The 15992-nt window shown below is 71.0% G+C and carries 11 protein-coding genes; 10 read left to right on the top strand and 1 reads right to left on the bottom strand.

Going from position 1 to position 15992, the window contains the following annotated elements; translation table 11 throughout:
• Positions 1 to 43 precede the first annotated feature (43 nt).
• The 8 genes from rplU (at position 44) to AB0I06_RS12815 (ending at position 11290) form a co-directional block, all read left to right on the top strand.
• Complete coding sequence (rplU, locus tag AB0I06_RS12850; RefSeq protein WP_004931419.1) at positions 44 to 364, top strand: 50S ribosomal protein L21; 321 nt, start codon at positions 44 to 46, stop codon at positions 362 to 364.
• 14 nt (positions 365 to 378) lie between these two features.
• Entirely contained in the window at positions 379 to 633 is a 255-nt protein-coding gene (gene rpmA / locus AB0I06_RS12845) for a 50S ribosomal protein L27 (protein ID WP_003990207.1), read from the top strand.
• 103 nt (positions 634 to 736) lie between these two features.
• A complete protein-coding gene (gene obgE, locus AB0I06_RS12840) occupies positions 737 to 2173 on the top strand; it encodes a GTPase ObgE (protein ID WP_363118784.1) in 1437 nt (478 codons plus the stop codon).
• A gap of 140 nt (positions 2174 to 2313) precedes the next feature.
• Positions 2314 to 3807, top strand: a complete 1494-nt coding sequence (locus tag AB0I06_RS12835) for a VCBS repeat-containing protein (RefSeq protein WP_363118783.1) — start codon at positions 2314 to 2316, stop codon at positions 3805 to 3807.
• 167 nt (positions 3808 to 3974) lie between these two features.
• Positions 3975 to 5525: an alkaline phosphatase D family protein gene (locus tag AB0I06_RS12830; protein WP_363118782.1), complete on the top strand. Its 1551-nt coding sequence runs from the start codon at positions 3975 to 3977 to the stop codon at positions 5523 to 5525.
• 572 nt (positions 5526 to 6097) lie between these two features.
• Complete coding sequence (locus AB0I06_RS12825; RefSeq protein ID WP_363118781.1) at positions 6098 to 7594, top strand: bifunctional cytidylyltransferase/SDR family oxidoreductase; 1497 nt, start codon at positions 6098 to 6100, stop codon at positions 7592 to 7594.
• A gap of 206 nt (positions 7595 to 7800) precedes the next feature.
• Positions 7801 to 9879 (top strand): hypothetical protein, encoded by a 2079-nt coding sequence (locus AB0I06_RS12820; protein WP_363118921.1) that lies wholly within the window; start codon positions 7801 to 7803, stop codon positions 9877 to 9879.
• Between the two features lie 202 nt (positions 9880 to 10081).
• Positions 10082 to 11290, top strand: coding sequence for a glycosyltransferase family 2 protein (locus AB0I06_RS12815; protein ID WP_363118780.1), 1209 nt, complete (start codon positions 10082 to 10084; stop codon positions 11288 to 11290).
• 88 nt (positions 11291 to 11378) lie between these two features.
• On the opposite strand, the gene AB0I06_RS12810 is transcribed toward AB0I06_RS12815, so the two are convergent.
• Positions 11379 to 13412 (bottom strand): hypothetical protein, encoded by a 2034-nt coding sequence (locus AB0I06_RS12810; RefSeq protein WP_363118779.1) that lies wholly within the window; start codon positions 13410 to 13412, stop codon positions 11379 to 11381.
• 835 nt (positions 13413 to 14247) lie between these two features.
• Between AB0I06_RS12810 and proB the strand changes: the two genes are divergently transcribed.
• Both proB and AB0I06_RS12800 read left to right on the top strand, forming a co-directional pair.
• Positions 14248 to 15354 (top strand): glutamate 5-kinase, encoded by a 1107-nt coding sequence (proB, locus tag AB0I06_RS12805; RefSeq protein WP_363118919.1) that lies wholly within the window; start codon positions 14248 to 14250, stop codon positions 15352 to 15354.
• Positions 15355 to 15487: 133 nt separating this feature from the next.
• Positions 15488 to 15946, top strand: coding sequence for a hypothetical protein (locus AB0I06_RS12800; RefSeq protein ID WP_363118918.1), 459 nt, complete (start codon positions 15488 to 15490; stop codon positions 15944 to 15946).
• Positions 15947 to 15992 lie beyond the last annotated feature (46 nt).

Below are 15992 nucleotides of genomic sequence, written 5' to 3'. Positions count from 1 at the left end.
GGCCTGCGGGGGTGCCGTTTCCCGAGCGAGAGAGTGAGTCCGCGTGTACGCCATCGTGCGCAGCGGTGGTCGCCAGCACAAGGTTGCTGTCGGCGACATCGTTGAGGTTGACAAGATTTCCACTGCCAAGGTTGGCGACACGGTCGAGCTCTCGACCCTGCTCGTTGTCGACGGCGACGCCGTGACCAGCGACCCGTGGGTGCTGGCCGGCATCAAGGTCCAGGCCGAGGTCGTGGACCACCACAAGGGCCAGAAGATCGACATTCTGCGCTACAAGAACAAGACCGGTTACCGCCGGCGTCAGGGCCACCGCCAGCAGTACACGGCGATCAAGGTCACTGAGATCCCCGCGGCTGCGAAGTAAGGGACTGAGGAGAGATGGCACACAAGAAGGGCGCATCGTCCACCCGTAACGGTCGTGACTCCAACGCTCAGCGCCTCGGCGTGAAGCGCTTCGGCGGTCAGGTCGTCAACGCGGGTGAGATCCTGGTCCGCCAGCGTGGCACCCACTTCCACCCGGGCGCCGGTGTCGGCCGCGGCGGCGACGACACGCTGTTCGCCCTGGAGGCCGGTTCGGTGCAGTTCGGCACCCACCGTGGCCGTAAGGTCGTGAACATCGTTCCGGTCGCCTGATCGGAAGCTTTCGCGAGGCGGACCTCACTTCCCCCAGGGGAAGCGGGTCCGCCTTTCGCGTGTTACCCAAGAGACATTCCCGTAGTAACTGGAGGCACATCCCATGACCACCTTCGTGGACCGCGTCGAGCTGCATGTCGCCGCGGGTAGCGGAGGCCACGGCTGTGCCTCCGTCCACCGTGAGAAGTTCAAGCCGCTGGGCGGGCCGGACGGCGGCAACGGCGGGCGCGGCGGTGACGTGATCCTCACCGTCGACCAGTCGGTCACCACGCTGCTGGACTACCACCACTCCCCGCACCGCAAGGCCACCAACGGCAAGCCCGGCGAGGGCGGCAACCGCTCCGGCAAGGACGGCCAGGACCTCGTCCTGCCGGTGCCGGACGGCACGGTCGTGCTGGACAAGGCGGGCAACGTCCTCGCCGACCTGGTCGGACACGGCACCTCCTACGTTGCCGCACAGGGCGGCCGGGGCGGCCTCGGCAACGCGGCGCTGGCCTCCGCGCGGCGCAAGGCGCCCGGGTTCGCGCTGCTCGGCGAGCCGGGAGACCTCCAGGAGGTCGTCCTGGAGCTGAAGACCGTCGCCGACGTGGCGCTCGTGGGGTACCCGAGCGCGGGCAAGTCGTCGCTGATCTCCGTGCTGAGCGCCGCCAAGCCGAAGATCGCCGACTACCCCTTCACCACGCTCGTGCCGAACCTCGGTGTCGTCACGGCCGGATCGACGGTCTACACGATCGCCGACGTGCCCGGGCTCATCCCCGGGGCGAGCCAGGGCAAGGGTCTGGGCCTGGAGTTCCTGCGGCATGTGGAGCGGTGCAGCGTACTCGTGCACGTCCTGGACACCGCCACGCTGGAGTCGGACCGCGACCCGGTCTCCGACCTCGACATCATCGAGGAGGAGCTGCGGCAGTACGGCGGGCTGGACAGGCGGCCGCGGGTCGTCGTCCTGAACAAGATCGACGTACCGGACGGCAAGGACCTGGCCGAGATGGTGCGGCCCGACCTGGAGGCGCGCGGCTACCGCGTGTTCGAGGTGTCGGCCGTGGCGCACATGGGCCTGAAGGAGCTGTCGTACGCGCTCGCCGAGCTCGTGGCGCAGTCGCGGGCCGCGAAGCCGAAGGAAGAGGCCACCCGGATCGTGATCCGGCCCAAGGCCGTGGACGACACCGGCTTCACCGTGACGCAGGAGGCCGACGGCCTGTTCCGGGTGCGCGGCGAGAAGCCCGAACGCTGGGTGCGGCAGACCGACTTCAACAACGACGAGGCCGTCGGCTACCTCGCGGACCGGCTCAACCGGCTCGGTGTCGAGGAGGCGTTGATGAAGGCCGGCGCCCGCAGCGGCGACGGCGTCGCCATCGGCCCCGAGGAGAACGCGGTCGTCTTCGACTGGGAGCCGTCCGTCATGGCCGGGGCCGAGATGCTCGGCCGGCGTGGCGAGGACCACCGCCTCGAGGAGGCGCGGCCGGCCGCGCAGCGCCGCCGGGACCGGCAGGCCGAACGGGACGAGGCGCAGCAGGAGTTCGACGACTTCGAGCCGTTCTGAGCGGTTTGAGTTAACGGAAAGCAAACGCGCAACGGACTTCGGTGCAACCAAGTGACCCGCAGGTGAGTCGTAAGGGGCGGGACGGAACGGATCTTGTTCCTTTCCGCCCCGGAACTGCCCCGCGAATCACCGGAGTTCTCGTGTCCCAGTCCCTGAGCAAGCGCAGGCTCGGCCGAACGGCCGCGGCGGCCGTCGCCGTCGTCGCGGCCGTCATCACCCCGACGGCCGCGCATGCCGCCCCCGTCGCCGGGCCCGCGGCGGCGGGACTCCATGACGACTTCAACGCAGACGGTTACGCCGACCTCGCGGTGGCCGCCCCGAGCGCGAGCGTCGGCGGCCGGAAGGGCGCCGGCTACGTCGCCGTCGTCTACGGCTCGAAGAACGGGCTGGACGTCACGACGCGTCAGGTCCTCACCCAGAGCACGGTCGGCGTGCCCGGCAGCCCGGAGGCGGACGACGCGTTCGGCAGCGCGCTGGCCACCGCCGACCTCGACCGTGACGGGTTCGCGGACCTGGTCGTCGGCGTGGGCGGCGAGGACACCGCCGACGGCGGCGCCGAGTCGGGTCTGGTCGAGGTGGTGTGGGGTGGTCCGAAGAGGCTGACCGGCGGCGCCGCCCTGGCCACCGGGAAGGCCTACGACGGGCTCGGCGGGCAGGGACGGCTGGCCGTGGGGGACGTCGGCGGCGACGGCGCCGAGGACCTGGTGACCGTGGAGAACCAGTTCAACCTGCGGGTGCTGAACGGGCCGTTCGCCCGGGACGGTGCCACGGGCCACGGCGAGCAGATCGTCAAGGACGAGTTCGACAGCCGCGTCCTCGACCTCGCCACCGGTGACCTCAACGGCGACGGGATCACCGACGTCGCCGCCACGGAGAACGACGGCGACGAGTACGACGCCCGCCGGGTGGTGTACTGGCCGGGCGGCAGGCAGGGGCTCTCCCCGTACACCACCGTGCAGGACGCCGACGGCGACCGGCTCCAGGGCGGTGAGAATCTCGCCATCGGCGACATCGACCGGGACGGCTTCGACGACATCGTGGTCGGCCGGGTCGTCGACGGGTACGACAGCGACCTCGACACGCCCGCCGCCAGGGGCGGACGCGTCACCTGGATACCGGGCGGGGCCGGCGGAGCCGACGGCACCCGGGCCAGGCACCTCAATCAGGACAGCCCCGGCGTGCCCGGCTCCGCGGAGAAGGGCGACGGCTTCGGGACGGACGTCCAGATCGCCGACATCACCGGTGACGGCCACCCGGACGTGGTGACCGGCCTGCCCGGCGAGGACCTGGGCACGGTGTCCGGGGCGGGCGCGGTCGTGGTGCTGCGTGGCACGGCGGGCGGGCTCACCGGCGCGGGCGCCCGGGTCGTCACGCAGAACACGCCCGACGTGCCGGGCGTCGCCGAGACGAACGACGCGTTCGGCAGGGCCGTGCACCTCGCGGACGCGAACGGGGACCGCCTGGCCGATCTGGCCGCCGGTGCGCCGGGGGAGAACGGCGACGCCGGAGTGGTGTGGTCCTTCAGGTCGGGCCCCACGACCGTCGTGAGCCCCGACGCCACCACGGCCTTCGGCAACACCCTGCTCGGCACGACCGCCACAGGCGCACGGCTGGGCACCGGCTTCGCTCACTGATCACCTGTCAGACTCGCCCCGGCAACGGCTTGTTCCGAGGCTGGCGGCGAGTCCCTCTTTGTCTGCTTAGTTGTCATGTACGTGAACCCCGGCGTTCAGCGGGCGGACCGCCCGCGAGCGTGAAGCTTCCCCGTGTCCAAGTGGCCAGCGAGGTAAGGGAGTCAGCGATGACCGGAGCAGCATCCCCCGAACGGCGCCGCTTTCTGACCGCCGGTGCCGCGGTGCTCGGCGCCGCGGCCTCCGCCCAGCTGTGGCTCCCGGCAGCCGCCCGCGCGGCCGAGACGCCGCTTCCGGACGGTGTGTTCAGCCTCGGCGTCTCCTCGGGCGATCCGCTGCCGGACGGCATCGTGCTGTGGACCAGACTCGCCCCCGACCCGCTGAACGGCGGCGGCATGCCCGACCGGGTCGTGCCGGTGGAGTGGCAGCTCGCGGAGGACTCCCGGTTCGGGAAGGTCGTGCGCCGGGGCACCGCCGAGGCCCGGCCCGAGTACGGGCACAGCGTTCACGTGGACGTACGCGGACTGCGCGCGGACCGCACATACTGGTACCGCTTCCGCACCAGCGGGCAGCTCTCGCCCGTCGGCCGCACCCGTACCGCGCCCCACCCGCACAGCTCCGGCGGCTCCCTGCGCCTGGCCCTCGCCTCCTGCCAGAACTGGCAGCACGGCTACTTCACGCCATACGCGGACATGCTCGACCAGGACCCGGACGTCGTGGTGTTCGTCGGCGACTACATCTACGAGTCCACCCCCTCCGCGACGGCCCTGCGGCGGCACGAGGGCACCGGCGAGCCGGTCAGCCTCGTCCAGTACCGCAACCGGTACGCCCAGTACCGCACCGACCCGGACCTCGCGGCGATGCACGCGAACGCGCCCTTCGTGGTGACCTTCGACGACCACGAGGTGGACAACGACTTCGCCGGCGAGATCCCGCAGGACCCGGACAAGCAGCCGCACGACGCCTTCGTGGCCCGCCTGACCGCTGCGTACCAGGCGTTCTACGAGCACATGCCGGTCCGTGCCACCGCCGTCCCGAACGGCCCGCACATCAGGATGTACCGCCGCCTGGAGTTCGGCCGCCTGGCCCGGCTCAACGTCCTGGACACCCGGCAGTACCGCAGCGATCAGGCCACCAGCCAGGCCGGCGCCGAGGATCCGTCGCTGACGATGCTCGGCGCACGGCAGAAGCGGTGGCTGCTGAACGGGCTCCAGGACTCGCCCGCCCGCTGGAACCTCATCGCCTCCCAGATCATGATGGCCGAGACGGACCTCAAGGTCGGCGAGGGCAAGCTCTGGTTCTACGACGCCTGGGACGGCTACCAGGCCGAACGCAACGCGTTCCTGGAGGAGTTCCGGCAGGTCCGCAACCCGGTGGTGCTCTCCGGGGACCGGCACCTGACGATGATCAGCGACCTCAAGGAGGACTACGCCGACCCGGACTCCGAGGTCGTCGGCGCCGAGTTCGTCGGCACCTCCATCTCCAGCAACGGCGACCAGGACCAGGAGGCCTTCCGCAAGGAGTGGGACCCGCGGCGCCCGGACAACCCGCACTGGAAGCTGCTCGACGCGCACCGCGGCTACCACCTCTTCGACGTCCGCCGCGACGGCATCGACGCGCAGGTCAGGGTGGTCGACACCGTGCGGCGGCCGACGGCGGCCCCGAGCACCCTGGCCCGGCTGAGAGTCGAGGCCGGCCGGCCGGGCGTCGAGGTCGTCTGACCCCGGCCCGCGAGGCACCCTCGAGCCCGGGACCCGGCCAGGTCCCGGGCTCTTCGCCGTCCAGGGGCGGGTGAGCGTGTGAGAAGTCCGACCCCGTCTCGCGGCGTATTGCTCCCGCCGAGACCGAAATGCTGCGCAATCTTGACCGGGAATTCCGCGGCAATGCGCGGCGGGGCGCGCCGTATTCACGGCTCGCCCCATGGAGAACGCCCGCGGTCCCGCGCCCCGCGAACGTGAAGATGGGCACATCACGGGCCTCGGACCCGGCGAGGCGGGGCAGGGCGTGGTGCGCCGCACACCGTCAAAGCGCGTACCGTGCACGGGACATCGTCCGAGGAACCCATGAGGGTCCGTGGTCACCGCTGCCCGAGCGCCTCCGCTGCCGCTGAGCTTCTGTGCAGTTACTCACAGCGCATTTCCCGGGGCACGCACAGCCGTCTCACCAATCCCCAGGAGGGGGAGGTGAATGACAGGTTGCGCGCACATATGCGGCGGAGGTCGCTCACCTTGCATTGCGGTAACCACAAGTGGGACCATTTCGAAGTTCCCTGTCGCCCCAAGGTAGGTCACCTGTGTCCCAGCACATAGCCAAGCCCCGTACCACCGCAGTGATCCTGGCCGGTGGCACCGGCCAGCGCGTGGGTCTGTCGATCCCCAAGCAGCTGCTGAAGATCGCCGGCAAGGCAGTCATCGAGCACACGCTGACCACCTTCGAGAACACCGACTCGATCGACGACATCATCGTGCTGATGGCGCCGGGTTACGTGCCCGACATCGAGAAGATCGTCGCGAAGGCCGGCTTCAAGAAGGTCTCGAAGGTCATCGAGGGCGGCTCCACGAGGAACGAGACCACCGAGCGCGCCATCGCCGCGCTGGGCGAGGGGCTGGCCGAGGGCGAGGACGCCAACGTCCTCTTCCACGACGCCGTGCGCCCGCTGCTGTCGCAGCGCGTCATCGACGACTGCGTCACCGCGCTGGAGCGCTACGAGGCCGTCGACGTGGCCATCCCGTCCGCCGACACCATCATCGTCACGCGCACGCACGGCCAGGACGGCGAGTTCATCACCGAGATCCCGGACCGCTCCCGGCTGCGCCGCGGCCAGACGCCGCAGGCCTTCAAGCTGTCCACGATCAAGCGGGCCTACGAGGTCGCCGCCGGCGACCCCAACTTCCAGGCCACCGACGACTGCTCCGTCGTGCTCAAGTACCTGCCGGACGTGCCGATCCACGTCGTCGCGGGTGACGAGTACAACATGAAGGTCACCCAGCCCGTCGACGTCTTCATCGCCGACAAGCTCTTCCAGCTCGCCTCCACGGCCGCGCCCGAGCAGGTCTCCGAGGAGGCCTACCGCGAGCTGCTGACCGGCAAGACCATGGTCGTCTTCGGCGGCAGCTACGGCATCGGCAAGGACATCGCCGAGCTCGCCGAGTCCTACGGCGCCAAGGTCTACGCGCTGGGCCGCTCCACCACCGGCACCCACGTGGAGAACCCGGAGGAGGTCGACGACGCCCTGTCCAAGGCGTACGCCGAGACCGGCCGCATCGACTACGTCGTCAACACCGCCGGCGTGCTGCGCATAGGCAAGCTCGCCGAGACCGACAACGCCACCATCGAGGAGGCGCTGAAGGTCAACTACCTGGCCCCGGTGCAGATCGCCCGGTCCTCGTACAAGTACCTGTCCGAGACCAAGGGCCAGCTGCTGCTCTACACCTCCAGCAGCTACACCCGCGGCCGCGCCGAGTACAGCCTGTACTCCTCCACGAAGGCCGCCATGGTGAACCTCACCCAGGCCCTGTCCGACGAGTGGGCCGGTGACGGCGTGCGCGTCAACTGCATCAACCCCGAGCGCACCGCGACGCCCATGCGCACCAAGGCCTTCGGCCAGGAGCCCGCGGGTTCCCTGCTGTCCTCCGAGGCCGTGGCCCGTACGTCGCTCGACGTGCTGCTCTCCGAGCTGACCGGCCACGTCATCGACGTCCGCCAGCAGGACCCGACGGCCGGCGCGGCCCGGGCCTCCGGCTTCGAGCAGGCCCTGGCCACGGTGCTGGACCGGCAGGACGGCGTGTAATAATTGGCGCCAAATAGACTCAGGTAATTCAGGCCTCTGCGCCCTCCTGTTCACGGCTTTTGTCGGTGACAGGAGTGTTCGCAGGGGCCTGAATCCATACCGTCTCGCGAATATTCACAGACCAGCCGCATTCTCGAACCAAGACCGGCACACCCCTCCCAAGAGCAGGTTTCTCCGTGATATCCACCGCTATTCGCGTCGCCCGGGTGGGCAGCGCGGCCGAGCTGGCCGCGGCGGTCCTCATGGTGGCGGGCTTCCCCGTCCTCATGCTGGCCGCGCTCGTCCCGAGCGTTCCCGCCTTCGCGGCAGCGGCCGCCGTGACGTACCTGGCGGACCACTATCTGCACCGCAAGGGCAGCTACCTGATCAACCGCCTCGGCAAGGTGCGGGCCGGCCTGTCGATCCGCTTCCTGATCCGCCAGCTGCTCCTCATCCTGCTGCTGGCGCGGCTGTCCCTCGCGGACAACCTGATCTACTACGGGGCGATCGCCTGCTTCATCGCCTTCTACGGTCTCCAGGCCCCGCACGGCGCGCTGGTCCAGCTCATCCGCAACCGGCGCCGCATGCCGGTCGCCACCCGCAACGTCGACCTGGCCTCCCGCATCCGCATCCCGGACGCCCCGCCGCGCAGGCTGCTGCACCGCTCCGCCGAGAAGATGCTCCACCTCGACCTCGCGGCGGTCGTCGGCATCCTGGTGGCCGCTCAGGTGAAGATGCCCCTGATCGGCTTCATCGGCATCGGCCTCACGGTGGCCCTCGCCACCCTGTACGTCCTGACGCTCGTGCCGTTCGTGCGCGGCGGGAGGATCCCGCCGAACGCCGAGAAGGTCCTGGCCGCCGTCGACGACTGGCTGGGCGAGTACAAGCCGGAGACGGTCCTGTACTTCTCCGGTTCGAAGGACTCCGCCTACCAGGTCAACATGTGGCTCGACACCATGGAGAAGCTGGAGTCCAAGCCACTGATCATCCTGCGCGAGCGGGCGATCCTGAACAACCTGGCGCCCACCACGGTCCCGGTCATCTGCGTGCCCGGAGGGGTGCACCTGATGAACATGGACCTGTCCACGGTGCGGGTCGCGCTCTACGCGGCCAACGTCGGCAAGAACATCCACATGCTGCGCGTGCCCACCATCAAGCACGTCTTCATCGGCCACGGCGACAGCGACAAGCTCGCCAGCGTCAACCCGTACAGCAAGGTCTACGACGAGGTGTGGACGGCCGGCCGCGCGGGCCGCGACCGCTACGCCATCGCCGACGTCGGTGTCCGCGACGACGACATCGTCGAGGTGGGCCGCCCGCAGCTCGCCCCGATCCAGACCTGGCAGGGCGTGCCCGAGGGCCGCATCCCGACCGTGCTGTACGCCCCCACCTGGGAGGGCTGGGACGGCAACCCGGGCAACACCTCGATCGTGCTGGCCGGCGAGAACATCGTGGAGAAGCTGGTCGCGGCCGACCCGCCGGTCCGTGTCCTGTACAAGCCGCACCCCTTCACCGGCACGGTCAGCAAGGAGGCCGGCGCCGCGCACCGGCGGATCACCGCGCTGGTGCAGAAGGCCGCTGAGGAGCGCGCCATCAACACCCGGTTCATCGCCGACACCGCCGTCCAGGCCCAGGCCAAGGCCGAGCTGGAGCGGATCGAGGCCCGTCTCGCGCAGCTGTCCCGCTCCGGCGGCGACCGCGGTGACGAGGCCGAGGCCACCCGCGACGGGCTGATCGACACCGCGAAGCACCAGGAGGTCGCCCGGCTCCGCGCCGAGTGGAACGACGCCTACTGGCGTTCCTTCCCCTCCTGGGAGCACCGCGTCATCACTGGCGCCGAGCCGCGGCTGTACGACTGCTTCAACGTTTCCGACGCGATGGTCTCCGACATCTCCAGCGTGGTGTCCGACTTCATCGCGAGCGGCAAGCCCTACGCGGTCACGGACTCCGCCGGGGTGGGCGTCGAGGAGTTCAAGCGGAACAACACGGCGGTGCGCGCCGCGGTGATCCTGTCCAACAGCGCCTCCGAGCTGGGCGAGCTGCTGGGCGCGGTCCGTGACCCGGCGGCCGACCCGCTGGCCGAGGACCGCAAGGAGCTCAAGCAGTACCTGCTGGGCCCGGACGAGCCGACCTCCCTGGAGCAGTTCAACACCGCCGTCGCGAACCTCGCGCTCAAGGCCGAGACGCGCAACGTCGGCCAGGCGTCCCGGATGGCCGCCGCCGGAGCCGACACCGAGCTGGCGAACGCCGTTCCGGGGCAGCGGGTTTCCACCGCCGGTGACACGGACGGTGTCGGGACGGGCTGACCCGCTCCCGCCGCGCACAGGGCCCGGCCCCGAGGATTTCTCCTCGGGGCCGGGCCCTTTCGTTTCTCCGTTTCCTGTCCGTTCACTTTGTGAGCTGAACCACTAACACGTGTGTCCGAGGCAACCGCTTGCCTCGATCACCCGTCTACCAAGTAGCGAATGAGGCGATACGGGGGGAATATCCCAGTGACTAGGGGGAAAAGTGACCGTTGCGCAGCCTGATGTGAGTGTGATCATCGGGGCGTACGAAGCGATGCCGTATCTGATCGAGTGCCTGGCGTCCGTCGAGGCACAGACCATCGATCCGAAGCGCGTCGAGGTCATCGCTGTGGACGACGGGTCGACGGACGGAACCGGGCAGTACCTGGAGGAGTTCGCCGAGCGCGCTCCCATGCGGGTCCTGGTGATCCGGCAGGAGAACTCCGGCGGCCCCAGCGGCCCGCGCAACGTCGGCCTGGGCAAGGCGAGCGGGCGTTACGTCTTCTTCCTCGACGCCGACGACCGGCTGGGACCCGAGGCTCTGGAACGCATGGTCGCCATGGCCGACCGCGCCGGCACGGACGTCGTGCTCGGCAAGGTCGAGGGGGTCAACCGCTCGGCGCCGAAGTCCATGTGGGGTGCCACGGTGGAGCGGACGGACGTCTTCTCCTCCAATATCAAGTTCACGCTCAGCGCGCAGAAGCTGTTCCGCCGCGCGCTGCTGGAACGGCACGGCATGCGGTTCGACGAGTCGCTGTTCACCGGCGAGGACGCGCTGTTCACCATGGAGGCGTACCTGCGGGCGGACGGCGTGTCCGTGGTCGCCGACCACACCTGCTACTACCTCGTCGGCCGGGACGACGGCAAGCACGTGACCAAGAGCGGCAGTTACACGCTGCGCTTCGACTCCGCGCGGGCCCTGATGGAGCTCATCGCCGAGCTCGTCCCCGCGGGCGGCCGGCGTGACCAGCTGATGGTCCGGCCCTTCCTCATCACGCTGCTGCCGCAGTTCGGGCCCAAGTACCTGACGGACAGCGAGGAGATCCGCCGGCACAAGTTCGAGCTGGCCAAGCCGCTGATGGACGCCTACTGGAGCGAGGGGGTGGCCCAGCGCCTCAAGGTCCACGAGCGGCTGCGGCTGCACCTGGTCGCCGAGCAGCGGCCCGAACTGCTCCTGGACGTCGTGAAGTTCGTCAAGGCCAAGAAGCAGGCGGCGGCCCTCCTGGAGAGGAAGGGCCGCCGTGTCTACCTGGCCTACCCGCACTTCCGCGACCGTGCCGCCGGTGTCCCCGACTCGGTCTACCTCGCCGAGCCCCGGGAGGCCCGGGCCTTCCCGGGCTACCGCGAGGGCGGCGTCGACACGTTCATGCGCCGGGCGGTGCGCAAGGCGCGACGGGTGCTGACGGCCCGTGAGGTGCGGCACGCGGCGTGAGCGCGCGTACCGCCGCTCGGCGGGGTGTGGACGGGACCGTTCAGCGGGGTGTGGACGGGATTGTTCAGCGGGGTGTGGACGGGATCGTTCAGCGTGGCGCGGTCGGGAGCGCGGTCCCGGTGCGCTGACCGGGCACCGCGGCCAGCCGCTCTGTCACCCGTGCCCGGTGCTCCCGGGCCTCCGCGCTCAGCGCCCGGACGGCCTCGTTGAAGCGCTCCTGAGACGTCGGCTCCGCCGGGCCCAGCAGACGCAGCTTCAGCTCGGCTCGCGCCTCGGCCAGTTCGTCGTGCTCCGGGTGCCGGACCGCCTCCAGCAGGTCCGGCACACCGGCGGCGTCCGGCGTCAGCACCGTCGCCGCGACCACCGTCGGGAACGCCGTACGGAAGGTGTCCTCGGGCAGCCCGCTGGTGTTGGCCACCGCGTACGGCTTCTCGCTGGCGAGGAAGTCGCTGATCACGCTCGACACATCACTGATCAGCAGGTCGGCCACGTTGAAGCAGGAGTACAGCGTGGGCCGGGCCTCCGTGATGATCTGGTGTTCGCCCTCCGGCAGCGAGGCCCAGTACGCCTCCTCCCACGCGGCCGTCGCGCGCGCCACCGCCTGTGCCCGGCCCGGCTCCGGCGCCGACTGCACCAGCATCCGCTCCACGGTGTCGGCCCCGGCCCGGAACACCGACGTGGTGAGCCGGTCCAGTTCGGCGGTGCGGCGGGTGAGCTCCGCCCCGTCCGACGCACGCGCCCCGGCCCGCTCCCGGTTGGCCGCCCGGATCAGCTCCCGGATCCGCAGATCGGCCGCGCCCGCGCGGGGATCGACCGAACCCGTCAGCGGGTGCGGCTTGTACAGCAGCCGTACTCCCGGGTCGGCGAGCAGCGCCCGCACCAGGTTCTCGCCGGCCGCGATCACGGAGGTGTTGCCGGGGTTGCCGTCCCAGCCCTCCCAGGTCGGCGCGTACAGCACCGTGGTCCTCGGCCCGGTCGGCGGGCCCGCGTAGGGCAGCACCCCGTCCAGCTGGGGGCGGCCCGTCTCCACCACGTCCTTGTCCTCGACCCCGACCTCGGCCAGCGCGTACCGCTCGCGCGCGGCGGGCCCGGCCACCCACACCTCGTCGTACGCCTTCGCGTACGGGTTGCACGAGGACAGCTTGTCGCTCTCGCCGTGGTTGACGAAGGTGTGCTTGATCGTGGGGATGCGCAGCACCTGGGAGGTCTTGCCGGAGTTCGACGGATGGATGAGGACCTGGAGTGTGGAGTGCTCCAGCCGCATCAGTGTCGACACCTTCGGCAGGCACACGATCGGGATGTCCGTCGCGGCGATCTTCTGCACCATGAACCGCTCGCGCAGGATGATGACCGGCCTGCCCTCCAGCCCGGCGATCGGCTCCAGCCACATGTTCGCCTGGTAGGCCGAGGCGGCACCGCCGGAGAAGTACAGGCCGACGGTCGGCCGGTAGTCGGCCAGCCACCCGTCGAACCATTCGAGCACCTCCTCCTCGCCGGCCGGACGCCGACCGGGCAGCAGCCGCAGGAGCAGCACCCCGAGGCCGCACAGCCCGAGGACGAGGGAGAGGGCGATGCCCGCCGCCGCGTACACCGGCCGGTCGCCCGGCGCGCTGGCCAGCAGTCCGGCCGTCGCGGGCAGGCCGAACACCAGCAGCCGGTGACCGGGGCGGCGCAGCAGCACGGCGGGGGCCGGCGACAGCCGCAGCGCCGAGGCGTCGATGTTGCGGGTCACCACCGGCAGGGTGCGGGTGCGGCGCACCAGCACGGAGACCGCCTGGATCGCGCAGTGCAGCGCGTAGAAGACGAGCAGCCCGGCCACCAGCGGGGCGTACACCGTCTCCCGGTCCTGCTCGCCGAGCCGCAGCAGGCCCACCACCAGCAGCAGGTCCCGCAGGACGTGCCGCACGGTGATGTCGGCGTGGGACTTGGCGAACAGCGACAGCACCCCGCGCTGCCAGCGGTACAGGACGCCCTCGGTGGCGAGGGACACGACGGTCGCGGCGAGCAGCAGTGGAACGTGGGGCAGCAGGGCCGCGACCGCCTGTGCGGCGAACGCGGCGGCCAGAACGACGGTGACCAGCCCCTTGAGGAGGGCCTGTGGGCGGGGGAGAGGTACGGGCACTGCGGTCACTCCAGGAGCGTCGGGTCGGCGCAGGTCGGCCGTCCGGGTTAACGCGCGGCGACCTCCTGACGACACGCGCGTGTCGTCAGGGCGTGGGGGCGGCGGGCCGTCCGGCGTGTCGTCGGACGGTAGCGGAAGATCCCGTTCCTGTCGTGAGGTGAGTCCGGAACAGGCGGAAGGTCGGTTTCCGGCCATGAGCGGCCGAGCTGGGCGGGCGGACGATCGGCTCCCCGTCATGGGCGCGAGGCGGTGGTGATCGGCTGCTGCCATGGGGCGGAGAGGGGCGAAGGGCCGGCTCACGCCGTGGGCCGAGAGGTACGGGACGTCGACTTTCGGCCAGGCCGGGGCCGAGCCGAGGGGCGGATGACCGGCTCCCCGGGGGTGCGGTCAGGGGACGGTCGGTCGACTCTCCGGTGTGGGGTCCAGGGAGACGGTCAGTCGACTCCCCGGTGTGGGGCCCAGGGGGACGGTCGATCGGCTCCCCGGTGTGGGACCCGAGGGGACGGTCGGCCGACTCTCCGGTGTGGGGCCCAGAAGGGACGGTCGATCGGCTCCCGGGTGTGGGCCCCAAGGAGATGGTCGATCGGCCGCCTGCCCCGGCCTCGAAGGGGGGACAGTCGCTCGGCTCCCTGCCCGAGGCCCGCGAGGGGCGGCGATCGGCTCGGTCCGCAGTCGTGCGGACCGGGGGAGGGCTGCCGTGTTCCCGTGACGTGGGCGGCACCGTCCGTAACGTGGACCGGCGCCGCACCACGCCCGGCAGTCCCGTAGATTTCCTGGTGAGGGAGCGAATCGACGCGAGGGGACGGACGGCGACGTGGCAGGGGCAAGGCAGGCCGTGGGCGAGGCCCGCAGGATCGTCGTCAAGGTCGGGTCCTCTTCGCTGACCACCGCCTCGGGCGGCCTGGACGCGGACCGCGTGGACGCGCTGGTCGACGTGCTCGCCAAGGTGCGCAGTGGAGGTGAGCGCGAGATCGTCCTGGTCTCCTCGGGCGCCATCGCCGCCGGCCTCGCCCCGCTGGGCCTGCGCCGCCGCCCCAGGGACCTCGCCCGGCAGCAGGCCGCCGCCAGCGTCGGCCAGGGCCTGCTGGTGGCCCGCTACACCGCCTCCTTCGCCCGCTACGGCGTCCGCGTCGGCCAGGTGCTGCTCACCTCGGACGACATGAGCCGCCGCTCGCACCACCGCAACGCCTCGCGCACCCTCGACGAGCTGCTCGCCATGGGCGCCGTCCCGATCGTCAACGAGAACGACACCGTCGCCACGGACGAGATCCGCTTCGGTGACAACGACCGCCTCGCCGCCCTCGTCGCCCACCTCGTCCACGCCGACCTGCTGGTCCTGCTGTCCGATGTGGACGGCGTCTACGACGGGGACCCCGCGAAGCCCGGTACCTCCCGCATCGACGAGGTGCGCGACCCCGCCGACCTCGCACACGTCGAGATCGGCAGCGCGGGCAAGGCGGGCGTGGGCACCGGCGGCATGGTCACCAAGGTCGAGGCCGCCCGGATCGCGGCCGCCGCCGGCGTGCCCGTCGTCCTCACCAGCGCCGTCCACGCCGCCGACGCCCTGACCGGCCAGGACACCGGCACCTTCTTCCACCCCACCGGCAAGCGCTCCGCCGACCGGCTGCTGTGGCTCCAGCACGCGTCCACCCCGCAGGGCGCGCTGACCCTGGACGAGGGCGCCGTGCAGGCCGTCGTGGACCGCCGCAAGTCGCTGCTGCCCGCCGGGGTCGCCGCCGTCGAGGGCGAGTTCAGCGCCGGCGACCCGGTCGAGCTGCGGGACCGCACGGGGCACGCGGTGGCCCGCGGGCTGGTCAACTTCGACGCCAAGGAGATCCCCCGGCTCATCGGCCGCTCGACCCGGGAACTGGCCCGCGAACTCGGACCCGCGTACGAACGCGAGGTCGTACACAGGGACGACCTGGTGGTCCTGCACCCGTAATGTGTCGAAACGTCCGCCCCCGGTGGTGGACGTTCCGCAAAACCGCCACGCGACGCCGTGCGGCCTGCTCAACTTTGTCCCAGGGAACTGTTCCGCAGCAGAGCCGAGCGCGAAGGAGGCCGTCGTGAGACGAGTGCGCCCGGGGACCCAGGCGTCCCGCGGTGGTGCCGGCTCCCGTGCGGCCGGTGAGGAGCGGGCCCTGACGAGCGTGGCCGCCGGGGACCGCTTCCAGGGCGAGGAACCGGGCGACACCCCGCGCCTGTGGCACGTCACCCTCAGCGTCTCCGGCAAGGAGGCCCCGCTGACGGAGGTCCGGCGCGCCCTGGAGCAGCTCGCCCATGACCACCCCTTCTTCCTGACCAGCCGGTACGCGGTCGACCACGCGGAGATCCGCTACTGGGAGGAGGCCCGCGACCTGCACGACGCGGCCGCCGTCGCCCTGCGCCTGTGGGGCGAGCACCGGCAGACCGCGGGGCTGCCGCCCTGGGAGATCGTCGGTCTCGAGGTCATCGACCGCGTGACGTACCACCAGCGCATCGCCGAGGGATACGGACCGCCCCCGGCCTCACCGGTCGGAGTTCACCCGTTTTGATCCGGTCCGGGGCGCGTCTCGGGGTGTGAAACGCGCGATGAACGGA

The organism is Streptomyces sp. NPDC050674, from assembly GCF_040654575.1.
In the GTDB taxonomy this organism is placed as follows: domain Bacteria; phylum Actinomycetota; class Actinomycetes; order Streptomycetales; family Streptomycetaceae; genus Streptomyces.
The sequence above is the reverse complement of the archived record's forward strand: the minus strand, read 5'-3'. Positions and strand labels throughout refer to the sequence as shown.